Raw genomic sequence first — 21467 nt, forward strand, 5'->3', positions numbered from 1 at the left:
GGCGCTGATGCGCCTGCAAGGAGACATCCATGGCCAACAACCTCGGCATCATCGACCCGCCCATCGACGAGCTCCTCTCGAAGGTCGACTCCAAGTACGCGCTGGTGATCTTCGCCTCCAAGCGCGCCCGCCAGATCAACGACTACTACGCCGACCTCCACGAGGGCAGCCTGTTCGACAACGTCGGCCCGCTGGTCGACTCCACCATCGACGACAAGCCCCTCTCGGTCGCACTGCACGAGATCAACGAGGACAAGCTCGTCGCCAAGCCCCTCGCCGAGTAGTCCCCTCCGGGTGGGCTCCTCTCTCGAGGCCGGCCGACGGCTCAACGTCGTCGTCGGCATCACCGGCGGCATCGCCGCGTACAAGGCCGTCGGAGTCGTCCGCGCGCTGGTCCTCGCGGGGCACGACGTGCACGTCGTCGCGACCGAGGCCGCGCTGCGCTTCGTCGGGAAGCCCACCCTCGAGGCCATCTCGCGGAACCCGGTGCACACCGAGCTCTACGAGGGCGTCGCCGAGGTCCGGCACGTGGCCATCGGCCAGGCCGCCGACCTCATCGTGATCGCGCCCGCGACGGCGCACACGCTCGCCAAACTCGCCGCCGGCCTCGCCGACGACCTGCTCGGCAACACGGTGCTCGCGAGCACCGCCCCGCTCGTGGTCGCCCCCGCGATGCACACCGAGATGTGGGCGAACGCCGCCACCGTCGCGAACACGGCGGTGCTCCGCTCCCGCGGCGTGCACGTCGTCGGACCCGCGGTCGGCCGCCTCACCGGCGCCGACTCGGGCCCCGGCCGCATGGAGGAGCCCGAGACGATCGTGGCGGAGGCCCTCGCCGTCCACGCCCGCTCAGCCTCCGCCCGCCGCGACCTCGCGGGCGTGCGCGTCCTCGTGACCGCCGGCGGCACCCGCGAGCCCCTCGACCCGGTGCGCTTCGTCGGCAACCGCTCCAGCGGCAGGCAGGGCGTCGCGCTCGCGCTGGCCGCTGCGGCCCGGGGCGCGGAGGTCACCCTCCTCGCCGCGAACCTCGACGTGCCGGCGCCGGAGGGCGTCACGGTCCTCCCGGTGGGCACCGCGCTCGAGCTGCGCGAGGCCGCCCTCGCCGCGGCCCCCGGCGCGGACGTGGTGATCATGGCCGCGGCCGTCGCCGACTACCGGCCCGCCGCGGTCGCCGACGCGAAGATCAAGAAGGAGCAGCAGGGCGACCGTCTCGTCCTCGAGCTCGTCAAGAACCCGGACGTCCTCGCCGAGATCTCCGCCTCCCGGCGGGAGGGGCAGATCGTCGTCGGCTTCGCCGCGGAGACCGAGCCGGACCGGGACGCGATGCTCGCCCTCGGCCGCGCCAAGATCGCCCGGAAGGGCTGCGACCTGCTCGTCCTCAACAGGGTGGGCTGGGCCGAGGGTTTCCAGAGCGACAGCAACGCCGTCGTGGTCCTCGATCGGGCCGGCGATATAGTTGGTGAGGCCTCGGGCAGCAAGGCGGAGGTGGCCGATCGCGTCCTCGACGCGGTCGTGCGCTAGCCCCGCCGGTCCGCCCGCCCAGGCGCCGATCGCCTGCCGCCCGGCATCGCGCCCGCCAGGCCACTCCCGGTACGAACGACCCCGGTCCGCACGAGCCGGGACGAGAAGAGAAGCATGACCTCCGGTCCCCTCCGCCTGTTCACCTCCGAGTCCGTCACCGAGGGTCACCCGGACAAGATCTGCGACCAGATCTCGGACCGCATCCTCGACGCCCTGCTCCGCGAGGACCCGCACAGCCGGGTCGCCGTCGAGACGCTGGTCACGACGGGGCTCGTGCACGTCGCGGGCGAGGTCTCCACGAGCGGCTACGTCGAGATCCCCAAGATCGTGCGCGACACGATCGTCGAGATCGGCTACGACTCCTCGGAGAAGGGCTTCGACGGCCGCTCCTGCGGCGTCTCGGTCTCGATCGGCCAGCAGTCGCCCGAGATCGCGGCGGGCGTCGACACGGCGCTCGAGGCCCGCTCCTCCGAGGCGGGCGAGGACGCCTTCGACCGCCAGGGCGCGGGCGACCAGGGCCTGATGTTCGGCTTCGCGACCGACGAGACCCCCGAGTACATGCCGCTGCCGAGCTGGCTCTCGCACCGCCTCGCCGAGCGCCTGGCCGCCGTCCGCAAGTCGGGCGAGCTCGACTACCTCCGACCCGACGGCAAGACCCAGGTCACCATCGGCTACGACGGCACGACGCCGTCCACCATCGACACCGTCGTCCTGTCCACCCAGCACGCCGAGCACGTCAGCACCGAGACGATCCACGCGGACATCGCGGCGCACGTCATCCGCCCCGTCCTCGAGACGGTCGACCTCGACTCCTCCGCCGTGCGCCTGCTGATCAACCCGACGGGCCGCTTCGAGATCGGCGGCCCTCAGGGCGACGCCGGGCTCACCGGCCGCAAGATCATCGTCGACACCTACGGCGGAGCGTCCCGCCACGGCGGCGGCGCGTTCTCGGGCAAGGACCCGTCGAAGGTGGACCGCTCGGCCGCCTACGCCATGCGGTGGGTCGCCAAGAACGCGGTCGCCGCGGGGCTCGCCTCGCGGCTGGAGGTGCAGGTCGCCTACGCCATCGGCAAGGCGGCCCCGGTCGGCCTCTACGTCGAGACCTTCGGCACCGGCACCGTCTCCGACGAGACGATCACCGAGGCGATCCGCTCGGTCTTCGACCTGCGCCCGGCCGCGATCATCCACGCACTCGACCTGCTCCGCCCGATCTACGCGCAGACCGCGGCTTACGGCCACTTCGGCCGGGAGCTCCCCGACTTCACCTGGGAGCGCCTCGACCGGGTCGACGACCTGCGCTCCGCCGCGGGCCTCTCGTAGCGGGCGCGGCGGCGATGGCGACGAGCGGAGCCGTCGCGCGCGTGCTCCTGGACTCGCCCCTCCCGCAGCTCGACCGGCTCCTGGACTACGCGGTGCCGGAGGCGCTGCGCGGCGAGGTGGTCCCCGGCGTGCGCGTGCGGGTGCCGTTGCGGACCGGAGGCCGGATCGCCGACGCGTTCGTCGTCGAGACGGGGGAGGGGACCGAGCACGCCGGAGCGCTCAGCGGCATCGAGGAGCTGGTCTCGCCGCTCGTCGTGCTGACCCCGGAGGTCTGGGCCCTCGCCCGCCGGGTGGCCGACCGCGCCTCCGGAGGCGCGAGCGACGTGCTGCGCCTGGCCGTGCCGCGCCGCCACGTCCGCGTCGAGAAGGCGCGACTCGCCGCGGGTCCCGCTCCTGCGGCGCCCGCGGTCGAGGCGGGCGGCGTGACGGGCTACCCCGACGCCTCCTTCGCGGGACTCGCCGAGGGGGCCCGGCTGGCGGTCGGCGCCGTGCCGGCTCCCGTGAGGCTCGACTCGGGCGCGTGGGTCGGCGGCTGGGCCGTCACGCTCGCCGAGCTCGCCCGGGACACGCTCGCCGCGGGCCGCGACGCGATCCTGGCCGTCCCCGACTACCGCGACCAGGAGCAGCTGGAGCTGGCCCTCGCCGCCCTCGTCCCCGCGGAGGCGGTGGTGCGCCTCGATGCGCGGCAGAAGGGCGCCGAGCGCTACTCCGCCTTCGTCCGCTGCCTCGATCCCGGGCCGCGGGTCGTCGTCGGCAACCGCTCCGTCCTCTACGCGCCCTCCTCCGCCCTCGGCCTGATCGGGCTCTGGGACGACGGCGATCCACTCTTCGCCGAGCCGCTCGCGCCCTACGCGCACGCGCGCGACGTCGCCCTGGTGCGGCAGGAGCAGAGCGGCGCCGGCCTCGTCCTGCTCGGCAACACGCGCACGGTCGAGGTCGAGCGGCTCGTCGAGATCGGCTTCGCGACCGAGGTGGAGCCGCGGCCGAGCCGCCGCCCGCACGTCGTGCCGACCGCCCAGCAGTGGGCGGCCGACGAGCACGACGCGGCAGCGCGCATCCCCTCCTCCGCCTGGCGGGAGGCGCGGAAGGCCCTCGACTCCGGTCCCGTGCTCGTCCAGGTCGCGCGCCCCGGCTACGCGCCGGTGGTCGCCTGCGCCCGCTGCCGGACCGTCGCACGCTGCAACCGCTGCCAGGGTCCGCTCGGCGTGCACTCCGAGGGCGGGCGGCCGAGCTGCGGCTGGTGCGGCCTGATCGCGGCCGACTGGACCTGCTCCGTCTGCGAGGCGACGGCTCTGCGCCTCGTCTCCCTCGGCGCGGGCCGCACCGCGGAGGAGCTCGGACGCGCCTTCCCGGGTGCCAAGGTGATCGTCGCCGACGGGCAGCGCCCCGTGCTCACCCTCCCCGACGAGCCCGCGCTCGTCGTGGCCACGCGCGGGGCGGAGCCGCGGGCCGACGGCGGCTACCACGCCGTCCTGCTGCTGGACGGCGAGCGGATGCTGGCCCGCGAGAGCCTGCGGGTCGCCGACGACGCGCTCCGCACCTGGTCGAACGCCGCGGCGCTGGCCCGCCCGGGCGCGCCGGTCCTCCTGGTCGGGGTCGGCGGCCGGCTCGCGACCGCCCTGGCGACCTGGCGGCAGGCCGAGTACCTCCGGGCCGAGCTCCAGGAGCGGCGCGCTCTGCGCTTCCCGCCCGCGGTGCGCCTGGCCACGGTGAGCGGCGACGCGCACGCGGTGGAGGAGGCGCTCGAGGCGCTCGACGAGGACGACCGGCACGAGGTCCTCGGTCCTGTCGGGCTCGAGGACGGCTCCGTCCGGGCGATCGTCCGGTTCGACTACGCTCGCGGTGCGGATGTGGCCGCGCGCCTCCGCTCCGCCGTGATCCGCAACGCCACGCGCCGTCGTCGCCCGCCGACCACGCCCGGCCGCTTCCGGCCGGCCCCCCGGCTCCGGGTCCGTCTCGACGACCCCGACATCCTCTGACTCCCCAGGAGACCCCCGTGCGCCTCGTCTTCGCCGGCACGCCCGCCGCCGCCGTTCCGACCCTCCGCGACCTCGCCGCCTCCGCGCACGAGGTCGTGGCCGTGGTCACCCGGGAGGACGCCCCGGTGGGACGCAAGCGCGTGCTCACCCCCTCGCCGGTCGCCGTCGTGGCCGAGGAGCTGGGGATCCCGGTGATCCGGGCGAACCGCCTCGACGAGGACGTGACCGACCGGATCGCGGAGCTCGCCCCCGACCTCGGCGTGATCGTGGCCTACGGCGGCCTCGTCCGGCAGCGCCTGCTGGCAGTGCCGCGCCTGGGCTGGATCAACCTGCACTTCTCCCTGCTGCCGCGCTGGCGCGGGGCGGCTCCCGTCCAGCGGGCGCTGATGGCGGGCGACACGCGGATCGGCGCGAGCGTCTTCCAGCTGGTCGCCGAGCTCGACGCCGGTGACGTGTACGCCGAGCTCGCCGTCGACGCGGGGGAGCGCACCGCGGGCGAGCTGCTGACGGAGCTGGCCGCGAGCGGCGCCGGCCTCACCCTCGGCGTGGTCGACGCGCTGGAGGAGGGCACGGCCGTCGCGACTCCGCAGGCCGGAGAGGCGACCCCCGCTCCCAAGCTCGACGCCGCCGACGGCCGGATCGACTGGAGCCTCCCGACCGCGCGGGTCCTCGCGCTCGTGCGCGGAACGACTCCCGAGCCCGGAGCCTCGACCGCGGTGGGGGACGCGCGCCTCAAGGTGCTCGCGGTCCGCGCGGCCGAGGGGGACCTCGCTCCCGGCGTCGTCCGCCTCGACTCGGGGCGCGCCCTCGTCGGCACCGCGGACGGAGCGGTCGAGCTGGTCACCGTCCAGCCCGCCGGCAGGACCCCGATGGCCGGCGCCGCCTGGGCCCGCGGCCTGCGCGAGAGCACGGTGCTCGCGTGAGCGCCCGTCGCGAGGCCGCTCCCGCCCGGCGGGTCGCCTACGACGTCCTGCTCGCGGTGAGCGGGTCGGACGCCTACGCCAACCTGGTCCTGCCCGCGCGGATCAGCGCCGCCGGCCTCTCGCCCGCCGACGCGGGACTGGCCACCGAGCTCTGCTACGGCACTCTGCGGATGTCCGGCTACTACGACCGCGTGATCGCCCTCGCGGCCGGCCGGTCCGTCGAGAGCATCGATGCGCCGGTGCTCGACGCGCTGCGCCTGGGCGTGCACCAGCTGCTCGCGACCCGCGTGGCCCCGCACGCCGCGGTGAACGAGAGCGTCGCGCTCGTCGCGGCCGGCTCCTCGCGGGGAGCGGTGGCCTTCGCCAACGCCGTGCTGCGCGCGGTCTCGCGCTCGGGCGCCGGCGAGTGGCGCGAGCGGGTCTCCGCGGCCGCGGTCTCCGGCGACGACCGGATCGCCGCGCTGAGCTCCCACCCCGTGTGGATCGTGCGCGCCCTGCGACGGGCGCTGGCGGCGGAGGGGGCGGCCGACGAGCTCGACGCGCTGCTCGCCGCCGACAACGCGGCTCCGTGGGTGAACCTGGTGGCTCTGCCGGGCCTGGCGTCTCCCGGCGAGATCGCCGGCGCCGAATCCGACCGCTTCTCGCCGGTCGGCATGACCAGCACCGGCGGCGACCCGGAGGCAGTCCCCGCGGTGCACGAGGGCCGCGTGCGCGTGCAGGACGAGGGCTCCCAGCTCGCCGCTCTGGCGCTCTCCCGGGCACGGCCGGTCCGCCCGGGCGAGCGCTGGCTCGACCTGTGCGCGGGACCCGGCGGCAAGGCGGCGCTGCTCGCGGCGGAGGCGCGCGCAGGCGGGGCGGCGCTGCTCGCCAACGAGGTGGTCCCGGGCCGCGCGGGCCTGGTGCGGCAGGCGCTGGCCGCCGTCGACCCGTCGGTCGAGGTGCGCACCGGCGACGGGCGCGACCTGGGCGACGAGCAGCCGGGCTCGTTCGACCGCATCCTCCTCGACGCGCCGTGCACCGGTCTCGGTGCGCTGCGGCGTCGGCCCGAGGCGCGCTGGCGCAAGTCCGCGGCCGACGTGGAGCCGCTGGCCGCCCTCCAGGGCGAGCTGCTCGACTCCGCGGTCCGGGCTCTCGCTCCCGACGGGCTGCTGGCCTACGTGACCTGCTCGCCGCACCTCGGCGAGACCCGGCGCGTGCTCGCCCTCGCGCAGGAGCGGCACGAGCTCGAGCTCGTCGACACGCCGGCCGTGCTGCGCGCGGTGACGGCGGACCCGCTCCCGCTGCCGGACGGCCCCCTCCACGTGCAGCTCTGGCCGCACCGGCACGGCACCGACGCCATGTTCGTCCAGCTCCTCCGCCGCCGCCGGCCCCTCGAGGTGGCGTCCGGAGACGCCTGACCCCTCCGGAGCGGGAGCGTGCTCAGCCGGGCGGACGCCGAGGACGCTCCGATCTAGGCTGGACGCATGCCCGCACGGATCAACCCCAGCATCCTCTCCGCCGACTTCGTGAACTTCGAGGCCGAGCTGCAGCGCATCGCCGGAGCCGACCTCGTGCACGTCGACGTGATGGACAACCACTTCGTGCCGAACCTCACCTTCGGGCTGACCATGGTCCAGCGCCTCCAGGACGTCTCGCCCCGCCCGCTCGACCTGCACCTGATGATCGACGACCCCGACCGGTGGGCCCCCGACTACGCCGAGACCGGCGCCTTCTCCGTGACCTTCCACGCCGAGGCCGCGCGCGACGCCGTGGCCCTGGCGCGGCGCCTGCGCGGGATCGGCTCGCGGGCGGGGATCGCGCTCAAGCCGGGCACGATGGTGGACGACTACCTCGACCTCCTGCCCGAGTTCGACCAGGTCCTCGTGATGACGGTCGAGCCCGGCTTCGGGGGCCAGTCCTTCATGCAGGAGACGATGCCCAAGCTGCGCACGCTCCGGAACGTGGTGGACCGCACCGGGCTCGACGTCTGGCTCCAGGTCGACGGCGGGATCGCACCCGGCACGATCGAGATCGCAGCGGAGGCGGGAGCCGACACCTTCGTCGCGGGCTCCGCGGTCTTCGGCGCGGACGACCCGGAGGCCGCGATCGCGTCGCTGCGCGAGACGGCGACCGCTCACCTGCACCGGCACTGAGGCGTCCCGCGCCCGGCCGCCGTATAGACTTCCCCGGTGAAAACTTTCGACGACCTCTTCGCTGAGCTGGGCGAGAAGGCCGCCGCCCGTCCCGAGGGTTCGGGCACCGTCCGCGAGCTCGACGCCGGCGTGCACTTCATCGGCAAGAAGATCGTCGAGGAGGCAGCCGAGGTGTGGATGGCCGCCGAGTACGAGGGCGACGAGCGCACCGCCGAGGAGATCTCGCAGCTGCTCTACCACCTGCAGGTGCTCATGCTCGCCAAGGGACTGACGACGGCCGACGTCTACCGGCATCTGTGAGCCCCGCCCCGCTCGCCGGGGTGCGCCTCCGCTCCGCGCCGTCGCGCCCGCACGCTCCCCGAGGAGCCGTGCCGCCCCCTGAACAGCCGTCGAGTCATGAAGGACGTCCCGTGACCACCACCCCCGCCCCGGCGCTCCTGCGCGTCGCCGTCCCCAACAAGGGCTCCCTCTCGGAGACCGCCGGTCAGATGCTCGCGGAGGCCGGCTACACCGGCCGCCGCGACCCGAAGGAGCTGCACGTCGTCGACGAGCGCAACGGGGTCGAGTTCTTCTACCTGCGCCCGCGCGACATCGCCACCTACGTCGGCTCCGGCGCTCTCGACGTCGGGGTCACCGGCCGCGACCTCCTGATCGACTCCGGCTCCGAGGCGCGCGAGATCGCGAGCCTCGGCTTCGCGAACTCCACCTTCCGCTTCGCCGGGCCCGCAGGCCGCTACGACGAGCTCGCGCAGATCGACGGCCTCCGCGTGGCGACCAGCTACCCGGGCCTCGTGGGCCGCTTCCTCCGGGAGCACGGCGTCGAGGTGACGCTGATCCGCCTCGACGGCGCGGTCGAGTCCGCGATCCAGCTCGGCGTCGCCGACGTCATCGCCGATGTCGTCGAGACCGGCACCACGCTCCGCAAGGCCGGCCTCGAGATCTTCGGCCCGGTCATCCTGGACTCGACCGCCGTCCTGGTCTCCGCCGCGGGGGAGCCCGAGGGCATCCCGGTGCTGCTGCGCCGCCTGCAGGGCGTGCTGGTCGCCCGCGAGTACGTGCTGCTCGACTACGACTGCCCCGTCGCGCTCCTGGAGAGCGCCACGGCGATCGCCCCGGGCTTCGAGTCGCCGACGGTCTCGCCGCTGCACGACGCCGAGTGGGTGGCCGTCCGCGTGATGGTGCCGCGCTCGGACATGAACCAGGTGATGGACCGCCTGTACGACCTGGGCGCCCGCGCGATCCTGGTCACCTCCATCCACGCCGCGCGCCTGTAGAGGGGGAGCCGATGAGTCTCGCCGTCCGCGTCATCCCCTGCCTCGACGTCGCCGCCGGCCGCGTCGTGAAGGGCGTCAACTTCCAGAACCTGCGCGATGCGGGCGACCCCGTCGAGCTCGCCCGCCTCTACTTCGAGCAGGGCGCCGACGAGCTGACCTTCCTCGACGTCACCGCCACGGTCGACGACCGCTCGACCACCTACGACGTGGTGCGGGCGACCGCCGAGCAGGTCTTCATCCCGCTCACGGTCGGCGGAGGCGTGCGCAGCGCCGAGGACGTCTCGCGACTGCTCGCGCACGGCGCCGACAAGGTGGGCGTCAACTCCGCCGCGATCGCCCGGCCCGAGCTCCTCGGCGAGATCGCCGACGTCTTCGGCGCGCAGGTGCTCGTGCTCTCGCTCGACGTCAAGCGGAGCGACGCCACGGCGTCCGGCTTCGTCGTCACCACTCACGGCGGACGCCGCGAGACCGAGCTCGACGCCCTGGCCTGGGCGGCCGAGGCCGTCGAGCGCGGCGCCGGGGAGCTGCTGGTCAACTCCATCGACGCCGACGGCACCAAGCAGGGCTTCGACCTCGAGCTGATCGCCGCGATGCGCGAGCTGAGCTCCGTGCCGGTCATCGCCTCCGGAGGCGCCGGCGCCGTCGAGCACTTCGCTCCGGCCGTCGACGCGGGAGCCGACGCCGTGCTCGCCGCCTCCGTCTTCCACAACCGCGAGCTGACGATCGGCGACGTCAAGCGCGCGCTCGCCGCCTCCGGGATCGAGATCCGATGACCCCCGCCGAGCTCGACGCCGTCCTGGACCGCGCCGCCTTCGATCCGACCGGGCTCCTGCCCGCGATCATCCAGCAGCACGACACCCGCGAGGTGCTCATGATGGGCTGGATGGACCGCGAGGCGCTCCGGCGGACCCTCACCGAGGGCCGCGTCACCTTCTGGTCGCGCTCGCGCCAGGAGTACTGGCGCAAGGGCGACACGTCCGGGCACGCGCAGTACGTGCGGGGTGCCGCCCTCGACTGCGACGCCGACACCCTGCTGGTCCAGGTCGAGCAGATCGGCGCAGCCTGCCACACGGGCGAGCACGCCTGCTTCGACGTCGACCCCCTCGTGCCGTTCACCGGCCTCGGTCCGGCGGAGTGAGCATGAGCGGACGGCGGCTGAAGTACACGGCGATCCTCGGGGTCGTGCTGCTCGCCGCGCTCGAGCTGACCTCCTCCACCCAGACCTGGTCCACGCTGACCCTGGCCGCGATCGAGGGGGAGGGCCAGCGGATCGACGTGGCCGGGACCGTCGCCGCGCCCGCGCTCTCCGCCCTGGCGCTCGCGGGCCTCGCCCTCGCCGCGGCCCTCGCCATCGCCGGCCCCGTCTTCCGGATCGTGCTCGGTGTGCTCCAGGCCGTCCTCGGCGCCTCGGTGGTGCTCGCGGCCGCGACGGCACTGGGCGACCCCGTGCGCGCCGGCGCTTCGCTCGTCACCGAGGCGACCGCCATCGCGGGGGAGCAGTCCGTCGCGGCGCTCGTGGCCTCGTCCTCCGCGACGGCCTGGCCCGTCGTCGCCCTGGTCTGCGGCGTGCTCACCGCGCTGCTCGGGATCGGCGTCCTCGTGACCTCGGGCCGCTGGCCGGGAGCGGCGCGGAAGCGCGCCTCCCGCTTCGAGCCCGCCGACGGCTACGGCCACGGCGCGTCGACCGTGCAGACGGACGACGGCGACATCGACCCGGTCGTCTCGTGGGACGAGCTCTCGCGCGGCGACGACCCCACCTCGGGCCGCTGACACCGGCCGCGGTCGTGTCCGGCGGTCCGGCATCCCCGCCTCCTGCAGGCGGCTGCGCAGGCGAGTTCGGGGCCGGGCGCTCAGGCGCCTCACGCTAGACTGCTCTGGTCCCGATGCACCCCCAGGAGGAGACCCATGAGCACCGAGCACGACGACGACAACCACGGCCACTCGCCCGCAGCGTGGACGGCCGTCGTCATCATGCTGGTCGGATTCACGATCGGCACGATCGCGTTCTGGTTCGACGTGCCCCTGGTGGTCTGGCTCTCGGCCGGCCTGGTCGTGGTGGGTCTGCTCGTGGGCATGGGCATGGCCAAGGCGGGCTACGGCGTCAACGGCGCGAAGGCGAACCCGAAGGCGCGCGCCTAGGTGCTCGCCGACCTCACCGCCGGCGCCCTGGCCGACGCGGCCCGGCGCCGCGAGAGCGCCTCGCTCGAAGCCGTCGAGCGCCGCGCGCTCGCCCAGGCGCCCGCCCTCGACGCCCTGGCCGCTCTGGCCCCCGCCGAGCGCGTCAGGATCATCGCCGAGGTGAAGCGCGCCAGCCCGTCGCGCGGAGCCCTCGCCGACATCCCCGTCCCCGCCGAGCTGGCCGGGCAGTACGAGCTCGGGGGAGCGAGCGCGATCAGCGTCCTCACCGAGGAGCGCCGCTTCAAGGGGTCCCTCGCGGACCTCGAGGCGGTCCGCGAGCGCGTGTCGATCCCCGTCCTGCGCAAGGACTTCGTCGCCGAGCCGTACCAGGTCCTCGAGGCCCGCGCGGCCGGAGCCGACCTGGTCCTCCTCATCGTCGCCGCGCTCGAGCAGCCCCTGCTCGCCGAGCTGCACGCCCTCGTGCTCGAGCTGGGGATGACCCCGCTCGTCGAGACGCACTCGGCCGACGAGCTCGAGCGGGCCGCCGACCTCGGCGCGCGGCTCATCGGCGTGAACGCCCGCGACCTCTCCACCTTCCAGCTCGACCGCGACCTCTTCGGCCGCCTCTCCGAGCGCTTCCCCGACGATGCGGTGAAGGTGGCCGAGTCGGCCGTCCTCACCGCCGACGACGTCGCGCACTACCGCGGCTCCGGAGCCGACGTCGTCCTCGTGGGCGAGGCTCTCGTCACCGGCGGCGACCCCGTCTCCACCCTCGCCGGCTTCCTGGCGCACTGACCACACCGATAGGCGGTACCCCCATGGCACTCCGGGATGAACTCGGCCCCTACTTCGGCGAGTTCGGCGGACGCTACGTCCCCGAGTCCCTCGTCGAGGCCCTCGACGAGCTGAGCGCCGAGTACGAGCGCACGAAGGTCGACCCCGCGTTCGCGGCAGAACTGATGGAGCTGCACCGCAGCTACACCGGCCGTCCGTCGATCATCACCGAGGTGCCGCGGTTCGCCGAGCACGCCGGCGGAGCGCGGATCATCCTCAAGCGCGAGGACCTCAACCACACCGGCTCGCACAAGATCAACAACGTGCTGGGCCAGGCGCTGCTCACCAAGCGGATCGGCAAGACCCGCGTCATCGCCGAGACGGGAGCGGGCCAGCACGGCGTCGCGACCGCCACGGCCGCCGCCCTGTTCGGCCTCGACTGCGTGGTCTACATGGGCGAGGTCGACACCGAGCGCCAGGCCCTCAACGTCGCCCGCATGCGCCTGCTCGGCGCCGAGGTGATCCCCGTGACGACCGGCTCGCGCACCCTCAAGGACGCGATCAATGACGCGATGCGCGACTGGGTGACGAACGTGGGCACCACGAACTACATCTTCGGCACCGTCGCGGGCCCGCACCCGTTCCCGGCCCTCGTCCGCGACTTCCAGAAGATCATCGGCGAGGAGGCGCGCGAGCAGGTCCTCGAGCTGACCGGCTCGCTGCCCACCGCGGTCACCGCCTGCGTCGGCGGCGGCTCCAACGCGATGGGGATCTTCCACGCCTTCCTCGACGACCCCGACGTCCGCCTCGTCGGCTTCGAGGCCGGCGGCGACGGGATCGAGACCCCCCGCCACGCGGCGACCATCAGCAAGGGTCGCCCCGGCGTCCTGCACGGCGCCCGCAGCTTCCTCCTCCAGGACGAGGACGGCCAGACCGTCGAGTCGCACTCGATCTCGGCCGGCCTCGACTACCCGGGTATCGGCCCGGAGCACGCGTGGCTCTCGAGCATCGGCCGCGCCGACTACCGCGCGGTCACCGACTCGGCTGCGATGGACGCGCTCATGCTGCTCAGCCGCACCGAGGGGATCATCCCGGCGATCGAGTCCGCGCACGCGCTGGCCGGCACGCTGGAGCTCGGGCGCGAGCTCGGCCCCGAGGCCACCATCCTGGTCAACCTCTCGGGCCGCGGCGATAAGGACATGACGACCGCTGCGCACTACTTCGGCCTCATGGACCAGGGCGCGGTGCAGTCGTGAGCGGCCGCGGACCGAGCGTCGCCGAGACCGTCCGGCGCCGGAACGAGGAGGCGGCGGGCGCCCTGATCGGCTACCTCCCCGTCGGCTTCCCCGACCTGCCGACCAGCATCGACGCCGCCGTGGCCATGGCCGAGAACGGCGTCGACGCGATCGAGCTCGGTCTGCCCTACTCCGATCCGGTGATGGACGGACCCGTCATCCAGGAGGCGACCCAGGCCGCCATCGCGGGCGGCTTCCGCCTCCGCCACGGCTTCGAGGCCGTCCGCGAGATCCGGGCGCGCGTCGACGTGCCGGTCCTGGTGATGACCTACTACAACCCCGTCCTGCAGTACGGGGTCGAGCGCTTCGCCACCGATCTGGCCGAGGCCGGCGGGTCCGGCCTCATCACGCCCGACCTGATCCCGGACGAGGGCGCCGAGTGGCTCGCCGTCTCCGAGCGGCTCGGACTCGACCGCGTGTTCCTCGCGGCACCGTCCTCGACGGACACGCGCCTGCGCCAGGCCGTCGACTCGAGCCGTGGATTCGTCTACGCGGTCTCGACGATGGGCATCACCGGCGCGCGCACCGATGTCGACTCCGCGGCCCGCACCCTGGTCGACCGCCTCCGCGCCGCCGGCTCCGAGAGCGCGTGCGTCGGCCTGGGCATCTCGACCGGCGAGCAGGTCGCCGAGATCCTCGCCTACGCGGACGGCGCCATCGTCGGATCCGCCCTGGTGCGGGCGCTGGCGTCCGGCGGGGTCGACGCGGTCGCCGAGACCTCCCGCGGCCTCGCCGAGGGCACCCGCCTGCGCTCCGCGCGCTGACACCCTCCCGCTACAATCGGGATGCCCACCGGGGCGCGGCCGAGCCGCGCCCGGGGGACCCCCTCCTTCGAAAGGTCGAGTACCGGTGTCCGTACCGCTGAGCATTCCGAGCCCCCCCGACGCGTGGAGTCAGTACGACCTCACGATCGGCACCTTCACGCTCGCGATCCACACCTACGCGCTCTGCATCCTCGCGGGGATCATCGTGGCGACGATCATGACGAACCAGCGCCTCAAGCGCCGCGGCGCGGAGCCGTGGGTCGTGCTCGACATCATCATCTGGGCGGTGCCGCTCGGCATCGTCGGCGCCCGCGCCTACCACGTGCTTACCCACCCCGGCGACTACTTCTACGACGGCGCCGACCCGTGGGAGGTCGTCCGCATCTGGAACGGCGGCAACGCCATCTTCGGCGGGCTCATCGGAGGCGCGGTCGGCGCGTTCATCGGCTGCCGCTGGACAGGAGTGCGCTTCTGGACCTTCGCCGACGCCCTCGCCCCCGGCATGCTCGCCGCTCAGGCGCTCGGGCGCCTGGGCAACTGGTTCAACCACGAGCTCTTCGGCCTGCCCACGACCCTGCCCTGGGGCCTCGAGATCGAGACCACCAACCCGGCCTTCCCCGTCGGCCTCCCGGCGGGCACGCTCTTCCACCCGACCTTCCTCTACGAGATCCTCTGGAACGTCGTCGGCATCGCGGTCATCCTCCTGCTCGAGCGCCGTCTCAAGCTGCAGTGGGGCACCGTCTTCGCCGCCTACCTGATCTGGTACGGGATCGGCCGCGTCTGGTTCGAGTCCATCCGGATCGACCCGAGCGAGTTCTTCTGGGGCATCCGCACCAACGTCTGGGCCGCGCTCATCGCCGTGGTCATCGGCCTGGTCCTCGTGGTGATCCAGAAGCGCGAGCACCCGGGCGCCGAGCCCTCGGCCTACCGGCCGGGTCGCGAGTGGACGCCCGCCCCGGCTGCGGTAGAATTCGAGGACGTCGAGTCCGACTCCGACGACACCACCACCCCTGCTTCCGGCACCGACGCCGAGAAGCCGACGGTCTCCCGCACCTGACGGAGGTCGCGGAGCCTCCGCGACCGCCTCCCGGGTGCCCGACACCTCCACGACCGCCCCATCGCGGCGCAGCCACGAGCGCTGCCGCGGGCGGGTCGTCGTGCAGGCACCGCCGGCGGCGCGCGACGCTCGCGCCACGGCAGAACCCTGCGGCCCTCCCGATCGGGGAGCCGCTCCTCCTCCACCACCGCGGGCCAGCGACGTCCCGATCAGCCATCACCCCCGTGAGGACGGTTCCCATGGCCTCCGCCCAGCCCTCGACCCCGGCCCGCGCCGTGCCCTTCCTGGGCATGCCGCCGGCGCAGGGGATGTACGACCCGGCCGCCGAGAAGGACGCGTGCGGTCTCGCGATGGTCGCCACCATGCGCGGCACCGCCGGCCACGACATCATCGACGCCGCGCTGAACGCGCTGCGCAACCTCGAGCACCGCGGCGCCGTCGGCTCCGACGCGGGAACGGGCGACGGCGCGGGGATCATCACGCAGATCCCGGACGAGTTCCTCCGCGCGGTCGCTCCCTTCGAGCTCCCGCCGCTGGGCCAGTACGCGGTGGGCAACGCCTTCCTTCCGGTGGACGTGTTCGAGCGCGAGCGGGTCAAGTCGACGATCGCCGACATCGCCCGCGAGGAGAACCTCGCCGTGGTCGGCTGGCGCTCCGTGCCCGTGCAGCCCGACGAGATCGGCACGCTCGCCCGGGCCGCCATGCCGGCGATCGAGCAGCTGTTCATCCGGAGCGAGCTGACCGACGAGAGCGGCACGCCCCTCTCCTCCGTGCGCCTCGACCGCCTGACCTTCCGCCTGCGCAAGCGCGTCGAGCGCGAGCTCGAGGTCTACTTCATGTCGCTCTCGAGCCGCACGCTCGTCTACAAGGGCATGGTGACGACGCTGCAGCTGGAGCCGTTCTACCCGGACCTGTCCGACGAGCGCTTCGCGTCGAAGCTCGCGCTGGTGCACTCCCGGTACTCCACCAACACCTTCCCGTCGTGGCCGCTCGCTCAGCCGTTCCGGATGATCGCCCACAACGGCGAGATCAACACGGTGCAGGGCAACCGCAACTGGATGCGCGCGCGCCAGTCGCAGCTGAAGAGCCGCGAGCTGGGCGACCTGGCCCCGCTGTTCCCGATCGTCTCGCCCGGCCGCAGCGACTCCGCCTCGTTCGACGAGACCGTCGAGCTGCTCAACCTGGCCGGCCGGTCGCTCCCGCACGCGGTCATGATGATGGTGCCGGAGGCCTGGGAGAACCAGGACGGCGCGCTCGACCCGAAGCGCCGCGCGTTCTACGAGTACCACTCGATGCTCATGGAGCCGTGGGACGGCCCGGCCGCGATCGTCTTCACCGACGGCGAGCTCGTCGGCGCCACTCTCGACCGCAACGGGCTCCGCCCCGGCCGCTACGTCGTGACCGACGACGGGCTCGTGGTGCTCGCCAGCGAGATCGGCGTGCTCGGCATCGACCCCGCGAAGGTGGTCCGCAAGGGACGCCTGCAGCCCGGCCGCATGTTCCTGGTCGACACCGAGCAGGGCCGCATCGTCGAGGACGAGGAGATCAAGGGGCAGCTCGCCGCCTCCGGTCCGTTCGAGGAGTGGCTCGAGAAGGGCCGCATCAACCTCAAGGACCTCCCCGAGCGCGAGCACATCGTGCACACGCCCGCCTCGGTCAACCGCCGCCAGCGCACCTTCGGCTACACCGAGGAGGAGGTCCGCCTCCTCCTGCTGCCGATGGCGCGCGCCGGTGCGGAGCCGCTCGGAGCGATGGGCTCGGACACCCCCGTGGCCGTCCTGTCCAAGCGCCCCCGCCTGCTCTTCGACTACTTCACGCAGGCCTTCGCGCAGGTGACGAACCCGCCGCTGGACTCGATCCGCGAGGAGGTCGTGACCTCGCTCCGCCTGGGCCTCGGCCCCGAGCGCAACCTGCTGACCGCCGGTGCCGAGCACGCGCGCCAGGTCGTCCTCGACTTCCCGGTCATCGACAACGACGAGCTCGCGAAGATCCAGCACATCGCGCCGCGCCCGCTGAGCCACATCACCACGACGATCCGCGGCCTCTACCGCGTCGACGCGGGACCCCGCGCGATGCAGGACCGCATCGACGAGATGTGCGATGAGGCCGACGAGGCCATCGCCGCGGGAGCGCAGTTCCTGGTGCTCTCGGACCGCGACTCCACCAAGGACTTCGCGCCGATCCCCTCGCTGCTGATGCTCGCCGCCGTGCACCACCACCTCATCCGCACCGAGAACCGGATGCGAGTGGGGCTCGTGGTCGAGGCGGGCGACGTCCGCGAGGTGCACCACGTGGCGACGCTCATCGGCTACGGCGCCTCCGCGGTCAACCCGTACCTGGCGATGGAGACCTGCGAGGACCTCGTCCGCAGCGGCATGCTGTCGGACGTCTCGCCGGAGAAGGCCGTGAAGAACGTGATCAAGGCGCTCGGCAAGGGCGTGCTGAAGATCATGTCCAAGATGGGCATCTCCACCGTGTCGAGCTACGCCGGGGCGCAGACCTTCGAGGCCGTCGGCCTCAGCCAGGCGTTCGTCGACCAGTACTTCACCGGCACCGTCTCGAAGCTCGGCGGCATCGGCATCGACGTCGTCGCCGAGGAGAACGCCGCGCGTCACCGCGCCGCGTACCCCGAGGACGGCGCGATCGTCGCGCATGAGCGCCTGGCGGTCGGCGGCGAGTACCAGTGGCGCCGCGACGGCGCCCCGCACCTGTTCAACCCGGACACGGTGTTCCGCCTGCAGCACTCGACGCGCAACCGCCGCTACGACGTCTTCCGCGAGTACACGAAGATGGTCGACGACCAGGCGAGCTCGCTGATGACCCTCCGCGGCATGTTCAAGCTCGACACCGCGGGGCGCACGCCGATCCCGATCGACGAGGTCGAGCCGGTCGAGGCGATCGTCAAGCGCTTCTCGACGGGCGCGATGAGCTACGGCTCCATCTCGCCGGAGGCGCACGAGACGCTCGCCATCGCGATGAACCGCCTCGGCGCCAAGTCGAACACCGGCGAGGGCGGCGAGGACACCGAGCGGCTGCTCGACCCGGAGCGCCGCTCCGCGATCAAGCAGGTCGCCTCGGGCCGCTTCGGCGTCACGAGCATGTACCTCACCCACGCCGACGACATCCAGATCAAGCTCGCCCAGGGTGCCAAGCCCGGCGAGGGCGGTCAGCTCCCGCCCACGAAGGTGTACCCGTGGATCGCGCGCACCCGGCATGCGACCGCCGGCGTCGGCCTGATCTCGCCGCCGCCGCACCACGACATCTACTCGATCGAGGACCTGAAGCAGCTGATCTTCGACCTCAAGCGGGCGAACCCGTCGGCGCGCATCCACGCGAAGCTGGTCAGCCAGTCGGGCATCGGAGCGGTCGCCGCCGGCACCGCGAAGGCCCTCGCCGACGTGATCCTCGTCTCGGGTCACGACGGCGGCACCGGCGCGAGCCCGGTGAACTCGCTCAAGCACGCGGGCACGCCCTGGGAGCTCGGCCTGGCCGAGACCCAGCAGACGCTGATGCTCAACGGCATGCGCGACCGCGTGGTCGTGCAGGTCGACGGCCAGATGAAGACCGGTCGCGACGTCGTCATCGGCGCGCTGCTCGGAGCCGAGGAGTTCGGCTTCGCGACGGCTCCGCTGATCGTCGAGGGCTGCATCATGATGCGCGTCTGCCACCTCGACACCTGCCCGGTGGGCGTCGCGACGCAGAACCCGGAGCTGCGCCAGCGGTTCTCCGGCAAGCCCGAGTTCGTCGTCAACTTCTTCGAGTTCATCGCCCAGGAGGTGCGCGAGTACCTCGCGCAGCTCGGCTTCCGGAGCGTCGACGAGATCGTCGGCCACCGCGAGCTGCTCGACGTCGACCAGGCGATCGAGCACTGGAAGGCGAGCGGGCTCGACCTGACGCCGATCCTCGTCGGACCGGTCTTCACGGCGGAGGAGCCGCGCCGCCACGGCCGCGCGCAGGAGCACGAGCTCGAGCACCACTTCGACAACGAGCTGATCCGCCTCGCGGCGAACGTGCTCGACCACCGCGGCACCGTGCGGATCGAGCGCGAGATCAAGAACACCGAGCGCGCCGTCGGCACCATGCTGGGCCACGAGGTCACCGTCCGATTCGGCGAGAACGGCCTGCCGGCCGACTCCATCGTCGTGTCGCTCCGCGGCTCGGCCGGGCAGTCGCTCGGAGCGTTCCTCCCCGCCGGCATCACGCTGCGGCTCGAGGGCGACTCCAACGACTACGTCGGCAAGGGCCTCTCGGGCGGCCAGATCGTGGTGCGGCCGGACCGCCGCAGCACCTTCGACGCCTCGACGAACGTGATCGCGGGCAATGTGATCGGCTACGGGGCGACCCAGGGCACGATGTTCATCCGCGGGATGGTCGGCGAGCGCTTCCTGGTCCGCAACTCCGGCGCCACCGCGGTGGTCGAGGGAGTGGGCGACCACGCGCTCGAGTACATGACCGGCGGCCTGGCGGTGATCCTCGGCGAGACCGGGCGGAACCTCGGCGCCGGCATGTCGGGCGGCACGGCCTACATCCACGGCCTGCGCCGCGAGCTCGTGAACCGCGACGCGATCGCCTCCGGCGAGCTGACCCTCTCCGAGCTCGGCAGCGCCGACGTGGAGATCCTGCGCGACCTGCTCGAGCGGCACGTCGCGGAGACCGAGTCGACCCTGGCCCAGGGGATGCTCGACGATTTCGACGGAACGGTCTCGCGTTTCGTCAAGGTACTGCCCCGCGACTTCGCCGCGGTGCTCGCGACGCGCGCATCCGCTGTGGAGGAGGGGCTCGACCCCGACGGCGACGTCGTCTGGGGACGGATTCTGGAGGTGACCGGTGGCTGATCCCAAGGGGTTCCTGAAGGTGCAGGACCGGGAGCTGCCCAAGCGGCGTCCCGTGTCCGTCCGCCTGATGGACTGGAAAGAGGTCTACGAGCAGGGCGACTCCGCCGTGCTGCGCCGGCAGGCGGGCCGCTGCATGGACTGCGGCATCCCGTTCTGCCACAAGGGCTGCCCGCTGGGGAACCTGATCCCCGAGTGGAACGATCTGATGTGGCGCGGCGAGGGCCGCCAGGCGATCGAGCGCCTGCACGCGACGAACAACTTCCCGGAGTTCACGGGCCGGCTCTGCCCGGCGCCGTGCGAGTCGTCCTGCGTGCTCGGCATCAATCAGCCCGCCGTCACGATCAAGCAGATCGAGGTCTCGATCATCGATCAGGCCTTCGGCAACGACTGGGTGCAGCCGCACCCGCCGGAGCGCCTGACCGGCAAGACCGTCGCGGTCGTCGGCTCCGGCCCGGCGGGGCTCGCCGCCGCTCAGCAGCTCACCCGCGCCGGGCACACCGTCGCGGTCTACGAGCGCGACGACCGCATCGGCGGCCTCCTGCGCTACGGGATCCCGGACTTCAAGATGGAGAAGAAGCACCTCGAGCTCCGCCTGAACCAGATGAAGGCCGAGGGCACCCGGTTCCGCGCGGGCGTCGACATCGGCTCCGACATCACCTGGGACGACCTGCGGGCTCGCTACGACGCGGTCGTGGTCGCCACCGGTGCTCTCGTGCCGCGCGACCTGCCGATCCCGGGTCGCGACCTCGACGGCGTGCACTTCGCCATGGAGTACCTCGTGCAGTCGAACCGCGCGATCGCGGGCGACCGCGTCTTCGAGCAGATCTCGGCCGAGGGCAAGCACGTCGTCGTCCTGGGCGGAGGCGACACCGGAGCGGACTGCATCGGCACCGCCCACCGCCAGAAGGCCGCGTCGGTCACGAACCTGGCGATCGGGCAGCAGCCGCCGTCGCAGCGCCCGGACAGCCAGCCCTGGCCGATGGACCCGACCGTGTTCGAGGTCTCGAGCGCCCACGAGGAGGGCGGGGAGCGGATGTTCCTCGCGTCGACCGTGGAGTTCCTCGCGAACGAGGGCGGCGAGGTCCGCGCGGTGCGCGTGGCCGAGACCGAGTACCTCGACGGGCGCCGCGTCCCCAAGGCGGGCACCGAGCGCGAGATCCCGGCCGACCTGGTCCTGCTCGCCCTCGGCTTCACCGGCCCGGAGGCGGACCACCTCGGCCGCCAGCTCGACGTCCCCTTCACCGAGCGCGGCAACGTCGCGCGCGGCGACGCCTTCGAGACCACCGTCCCCGGCGTCTTCGTGGCCGGCGACGCCGGGCGCGGCCAGTCCCTGATCGTCTGGGCGATCGCGGAGGGCCGCTCCGTCGCGGCCGAGGTCGACCGCTACCTCGAGGGCACGACCCAGCTGCCGGCGCCGGTCGGCCCCAACGACCGGGGCTTCACGCTCTAGTCCCCGGGACGCGATAGTCTCGGCC

General features: G+C 73.2%; 19 protein-coding genes. All 19 read left to right on the forward strand.

The window, feature by feature from the left end; all coding sequences use genetic code 11:
- Nucleotides 1–29: 29 nt before the first annotated feature.
- The 19 genes from rpoZ to C5C56_RS01020 all read left to right on the forward strand — a co-directional run bounded on the left by rpoZ (nucleotide 30) and on the right by C5C56_RS01020 (nucleotide 21442).
- Entirely contained in the window at nucleotides 30–284 is a 255-nt protein-coding gene (rpoZ, locus tag C5C56_RS00930; protein WP_104221835.1) for a DNA-directed RNA polymerase subunit omega, read from the forward strand.
- Between the two features lie 10 nt (nucleotides 285–294).
- Nucleotides 295–1521, forward strand: coding sequence for a bifunctional phosphopantothenoylcysteine decarboxylase/phosphopantothenate--cysteine ligase CoaBC (gene coaBC / locus C5C56_RS00935; RefSeq protein WP_104268621.1), 1227 nt, complete (start codon nucleotides 295–297; stop codon nucleotides 1519–1521).
- A 114-nt stretch (nucleotides 1522–1635) separates the two neighbouring features.
- Complete coding sequence (gene metK, locus C5C56_RS00940) at nucleotides 1636–2841, forward strand: methionine adenosyltransferase (RefSeq protein WP_104318979.1); 1206 nt, start codon at nucleotides 1636–1638, stop codon at nucleotides 2839–2841.
- Between the two features lie 14 nt (nucleotides 2842–2855).
- A complete protein-coding gene (locus tag C5C56_RS00945; RefSeq protein ID WP_104297627.1) occupies nucleotides 2856–4820 on the forward strand; it encodes a hypothetical protein in 1965 nt (654 codons plus the stop codon).
- Between the two features lie 17 nt (nucleotides 4821–4837).
- Nucleotides 4838–5743, forward strand: coding sequence for a methionyl-tRNA formyltransferase (locus C5C56_RS17705; protein ID WP_181027104.1), 906 nt, complete (start codon nucleotides 4838–4840; stop codon nucleotides 5741–5743).
- Entirely contained in the window at nucleotides 5740–7140 is a 1401-nt protein-coding gene (locus tag C5C56_RS00955) for an RsmB/NOP family class I SAM-dependent RNA methyltransferase (protein WP_258065532.1), read from the forward strand. Before C5C56_RS17705 ends, C5C56_RS00955 begins: the two co-directional genes overlap by 4 nt.
- A 66-nt stretch (nucleotides 7141–7206) precedes the next feature.
- Complete coding sequence (rpe, locus tag C5C56_RS00960) at nucleotides 7207–7875, forward strand: ribulose-phosphate 3-epimerase (RefSeq protein WP_104287920.1); 669 nt, start codon at nucleotides 7207–7209, stop codon at nucleotides 7873–7875.
- A 36-nt stretch (nucleotides 7876–7911) separates the two neighbouring features.
- Nucleotides 7912–8175 (forward strand): phosphoribosyl-ATP diphosphatase, encoded by a 264-nt coding sequence (locus tag C5C56_RS00965; RefSeq protein WP_055791842.1) that lies wholly within the window; start codon nucleotides 7912–7914, stop codon nucleotides 8173–8175.
- 110 nt (nucleotides 8176–8285) lie between these two features.
- Complete coding sequence (gene hisG, locus C5C56_RS00970; RefSeq protein WP_104221851.1) at nucleotides 8286–9149, forward strand: ATP phosphoribosyltransferase; 864 nt, start codon at nucleotides 8286–8288, stop codon at nucleotides 9147–9149.
- Nucleotides 9150–9160: 11 nt separating this feature from the next.
- The gene (gene hisF / locus C5C56_RS00975) at nucleotides 9161–9922 is read left to right on the forward strand and encodes an imidazole glycerol phosphate synthase subunit HisF (RefSeq protein ID WP_104221853.1); all 762 of its coding nucleotides are present in this window, start codon (nucleotides 9161–9163) and stop codon (nucleotides 9920–9922) included.
- Complete coding sequence (gene hisI, locus C5C56_RS00980; RefSeq protein WP_104221855.1) at nucleotides 9919–10287, forward strand: phosphoribosyl-AMP cyclohydrolase; 369 nt, start codon at nucleotides 9919–9921, stop codon at nucleotides 10285–10287. Before hisF ends, hisI begins: the two co-directional genes overlap by 4 nt.
- Nucleotides 10288–10289: 2 nt before the next feature.
- Nucleotides 10290–10919, forward strand: coding sequence for a Trp biosynthesis-associated membrane protein (locus C5C56_RS00985; RefSeq protein WP_104260723.1), 630 nt, complete (start codon nucleotides 10290–10292; stop codon nucleotides 10917–10919).
- A 135-nt stretch (nucleotides 10920–11054) separates the two neighbouring features.
- Entirely contained in the window at nucleotides 11055–11288 is a 234-nt protein-coding gene (locus C5C56_RS00990) for a DUF6704 family protein (RefSeq protein WP_104221860.1), read from the forward strand.
- Nucleotides 11289–12062 (forward strand): indole-3-glycerol phosphate synthase TrpC, encoded by a 774-nt coding sequence (trpC, locus tag C5C56_RS00995; RefSeq protein ID WP_104318981.1) that lies wholly within the window; start codon nucleotides 11289–11291, stop codon nucleotides 12060–12062.
- 23 nt (nucleotides 12063–12085) lie between these two features.
- Nucleotides 12086–13297 (forward strand): tryptophan synthase subunit beta, encoded by a 1212-nt coding sequence (trpB, locus tag C5C56_RS01000; protein WP_104295337.1) that lies wholly within the window; start codon nucleotides 12086–12088, stop codon nucleotides 13295–13297.
- Nucleotides 13294–14100 carry a tryptophan synthase subunit alpha gene (trpA, locus tag C5C56_RS01005; protein WP_104232657.1) on the forward strand — a complete coding sequence of 269 codons (807 nt, stop codon included), beginning with the start codon at nucleotides 13294–13296 and terminating at the stop codon, nucleotides 14098–14100. Before trpB ends, trpA begins: the two co-directional genes overlap by 4 nt.
- Nucleotides 14101–14185: 85 nt before the next feature.
- Complete coding sequence (gene lgt / locus C5C56_RS01010; RefSeq protein ID WP_258059820.1) at nucleotides 14186–15157, forward strand: prolipoprotein diacylglyceryl transferase; 972 nt, start codon at nucleotides 14186–14188, stop codon at nucleotides 15155–15157.
- A gap of 239 nt (nucleotides 15158–15396) precedes the next feature.
- The gene (gltB, locus tag C5C56_RS01015) at nucleotides 15397–19992 is read left to right on the forward strand and encodes a glutamate synthase large subunit (protein ID WP_104318982.1); all 4596 of its coding nucleotides are present in this window, start codon (nucleotides 15397–15399) and stop codon (nucleotides 19990–19992) included.
- Nucleotides 19985–21442 carry a glutamate synthase subunit beta gene (locus tag C5C56_RS01020; RefSeq protein WP_104246790.1) on the forward strand — a complete coding sequence of 486 codons (1458 nt, stop codon included), beginning with the start codon at nucleotides 19985–19987 and terminating at the stop codon, nucleotides 21440–21442. The genes gltB and C5C56_RS01020 overlap by 8 nt, the downstream gene beginning before the upstream one ends.
- Nucleotides 21443–21467: the final 25 nt, after the last annotated feature.

The sequence above is a fragment of the Rathayibacter sp. AY1D1 genome (assembly GCF_002932635.1).
Lineage (GTDB): Bacteria > Actinomycetota > Actinomycetes > Actinomycetales > Microbacteriaceae > Rathayibacter.

Bases quoted from the DNA above. Each gene is read 5' to 3' on its own strand.
- rpoZ (WP_104221835.1), top strand. From the start codon at position 30: ATGGCCAACAACCTCGGCATCATCGACCCGCCCATCGACGAGCTCCTC.
- metK (WP_104318979.1), top strand. From the start codon at position 1,636: ATGACCTCCGGTCCCCTCCGCCTGTTCACCTCCGAGTCCGTCACCGAG.
- C5C56_RS00945 (WP_104297627.1), top strand. From the start codon at position 2,856: ATGGCGACGAGCGGAGCCGTCGCGCGCGTGCTCCTGGACTCGCCCCTC.
- rpe (WP_104287920.1), top strand. From the start codon at position 7,207: ATGCCCGCACGGATCAACCCCAGCATCCTCTCCGCCGACTTCGTGAAC.
- hisF (WP_104221853.1), top strand. From the start codon at position 9,161: ATGAGTCTCGCCGTCCGCGTCATCCCCTGCCTCGACGTCGCCGCCGGC.
- hisI (WP_104221855.1), top strand. From the start codon at position 9,919: ATGACCCCCGCCGAGCTCGACGCCGTCCTGGACCGCGCCGCCTTCGAT.
- C5C56_RS00985 (WP_104260723.1), top strand. From the start codon at position 10,290: ATGAGCGGACGGCGGCTGAAGTACACGGCGATCCTCGGGGTCGTGCTG.
- C5C56_RS00990 (WP_104221860.1), top strand. From the start codon at position 11,055: ATGAGCACCGAGCACGACGACGACAACCACGGCCACTCGCCCGCAGCG.
- trpB (WP_104295337.1), top strand. From the start codon at position 12,086: ATGGCACTCCGGGATGAACTCGGCCCCTACTTCGGCGAGTTCGGCGGA.
- gltB (WP_104318982.1), top strand. From the start codon at position 15,397: ATGGCCTCCGCCCAGCCCTCGACCCCGGCCCGCGCCGTGCCCTTCCTG.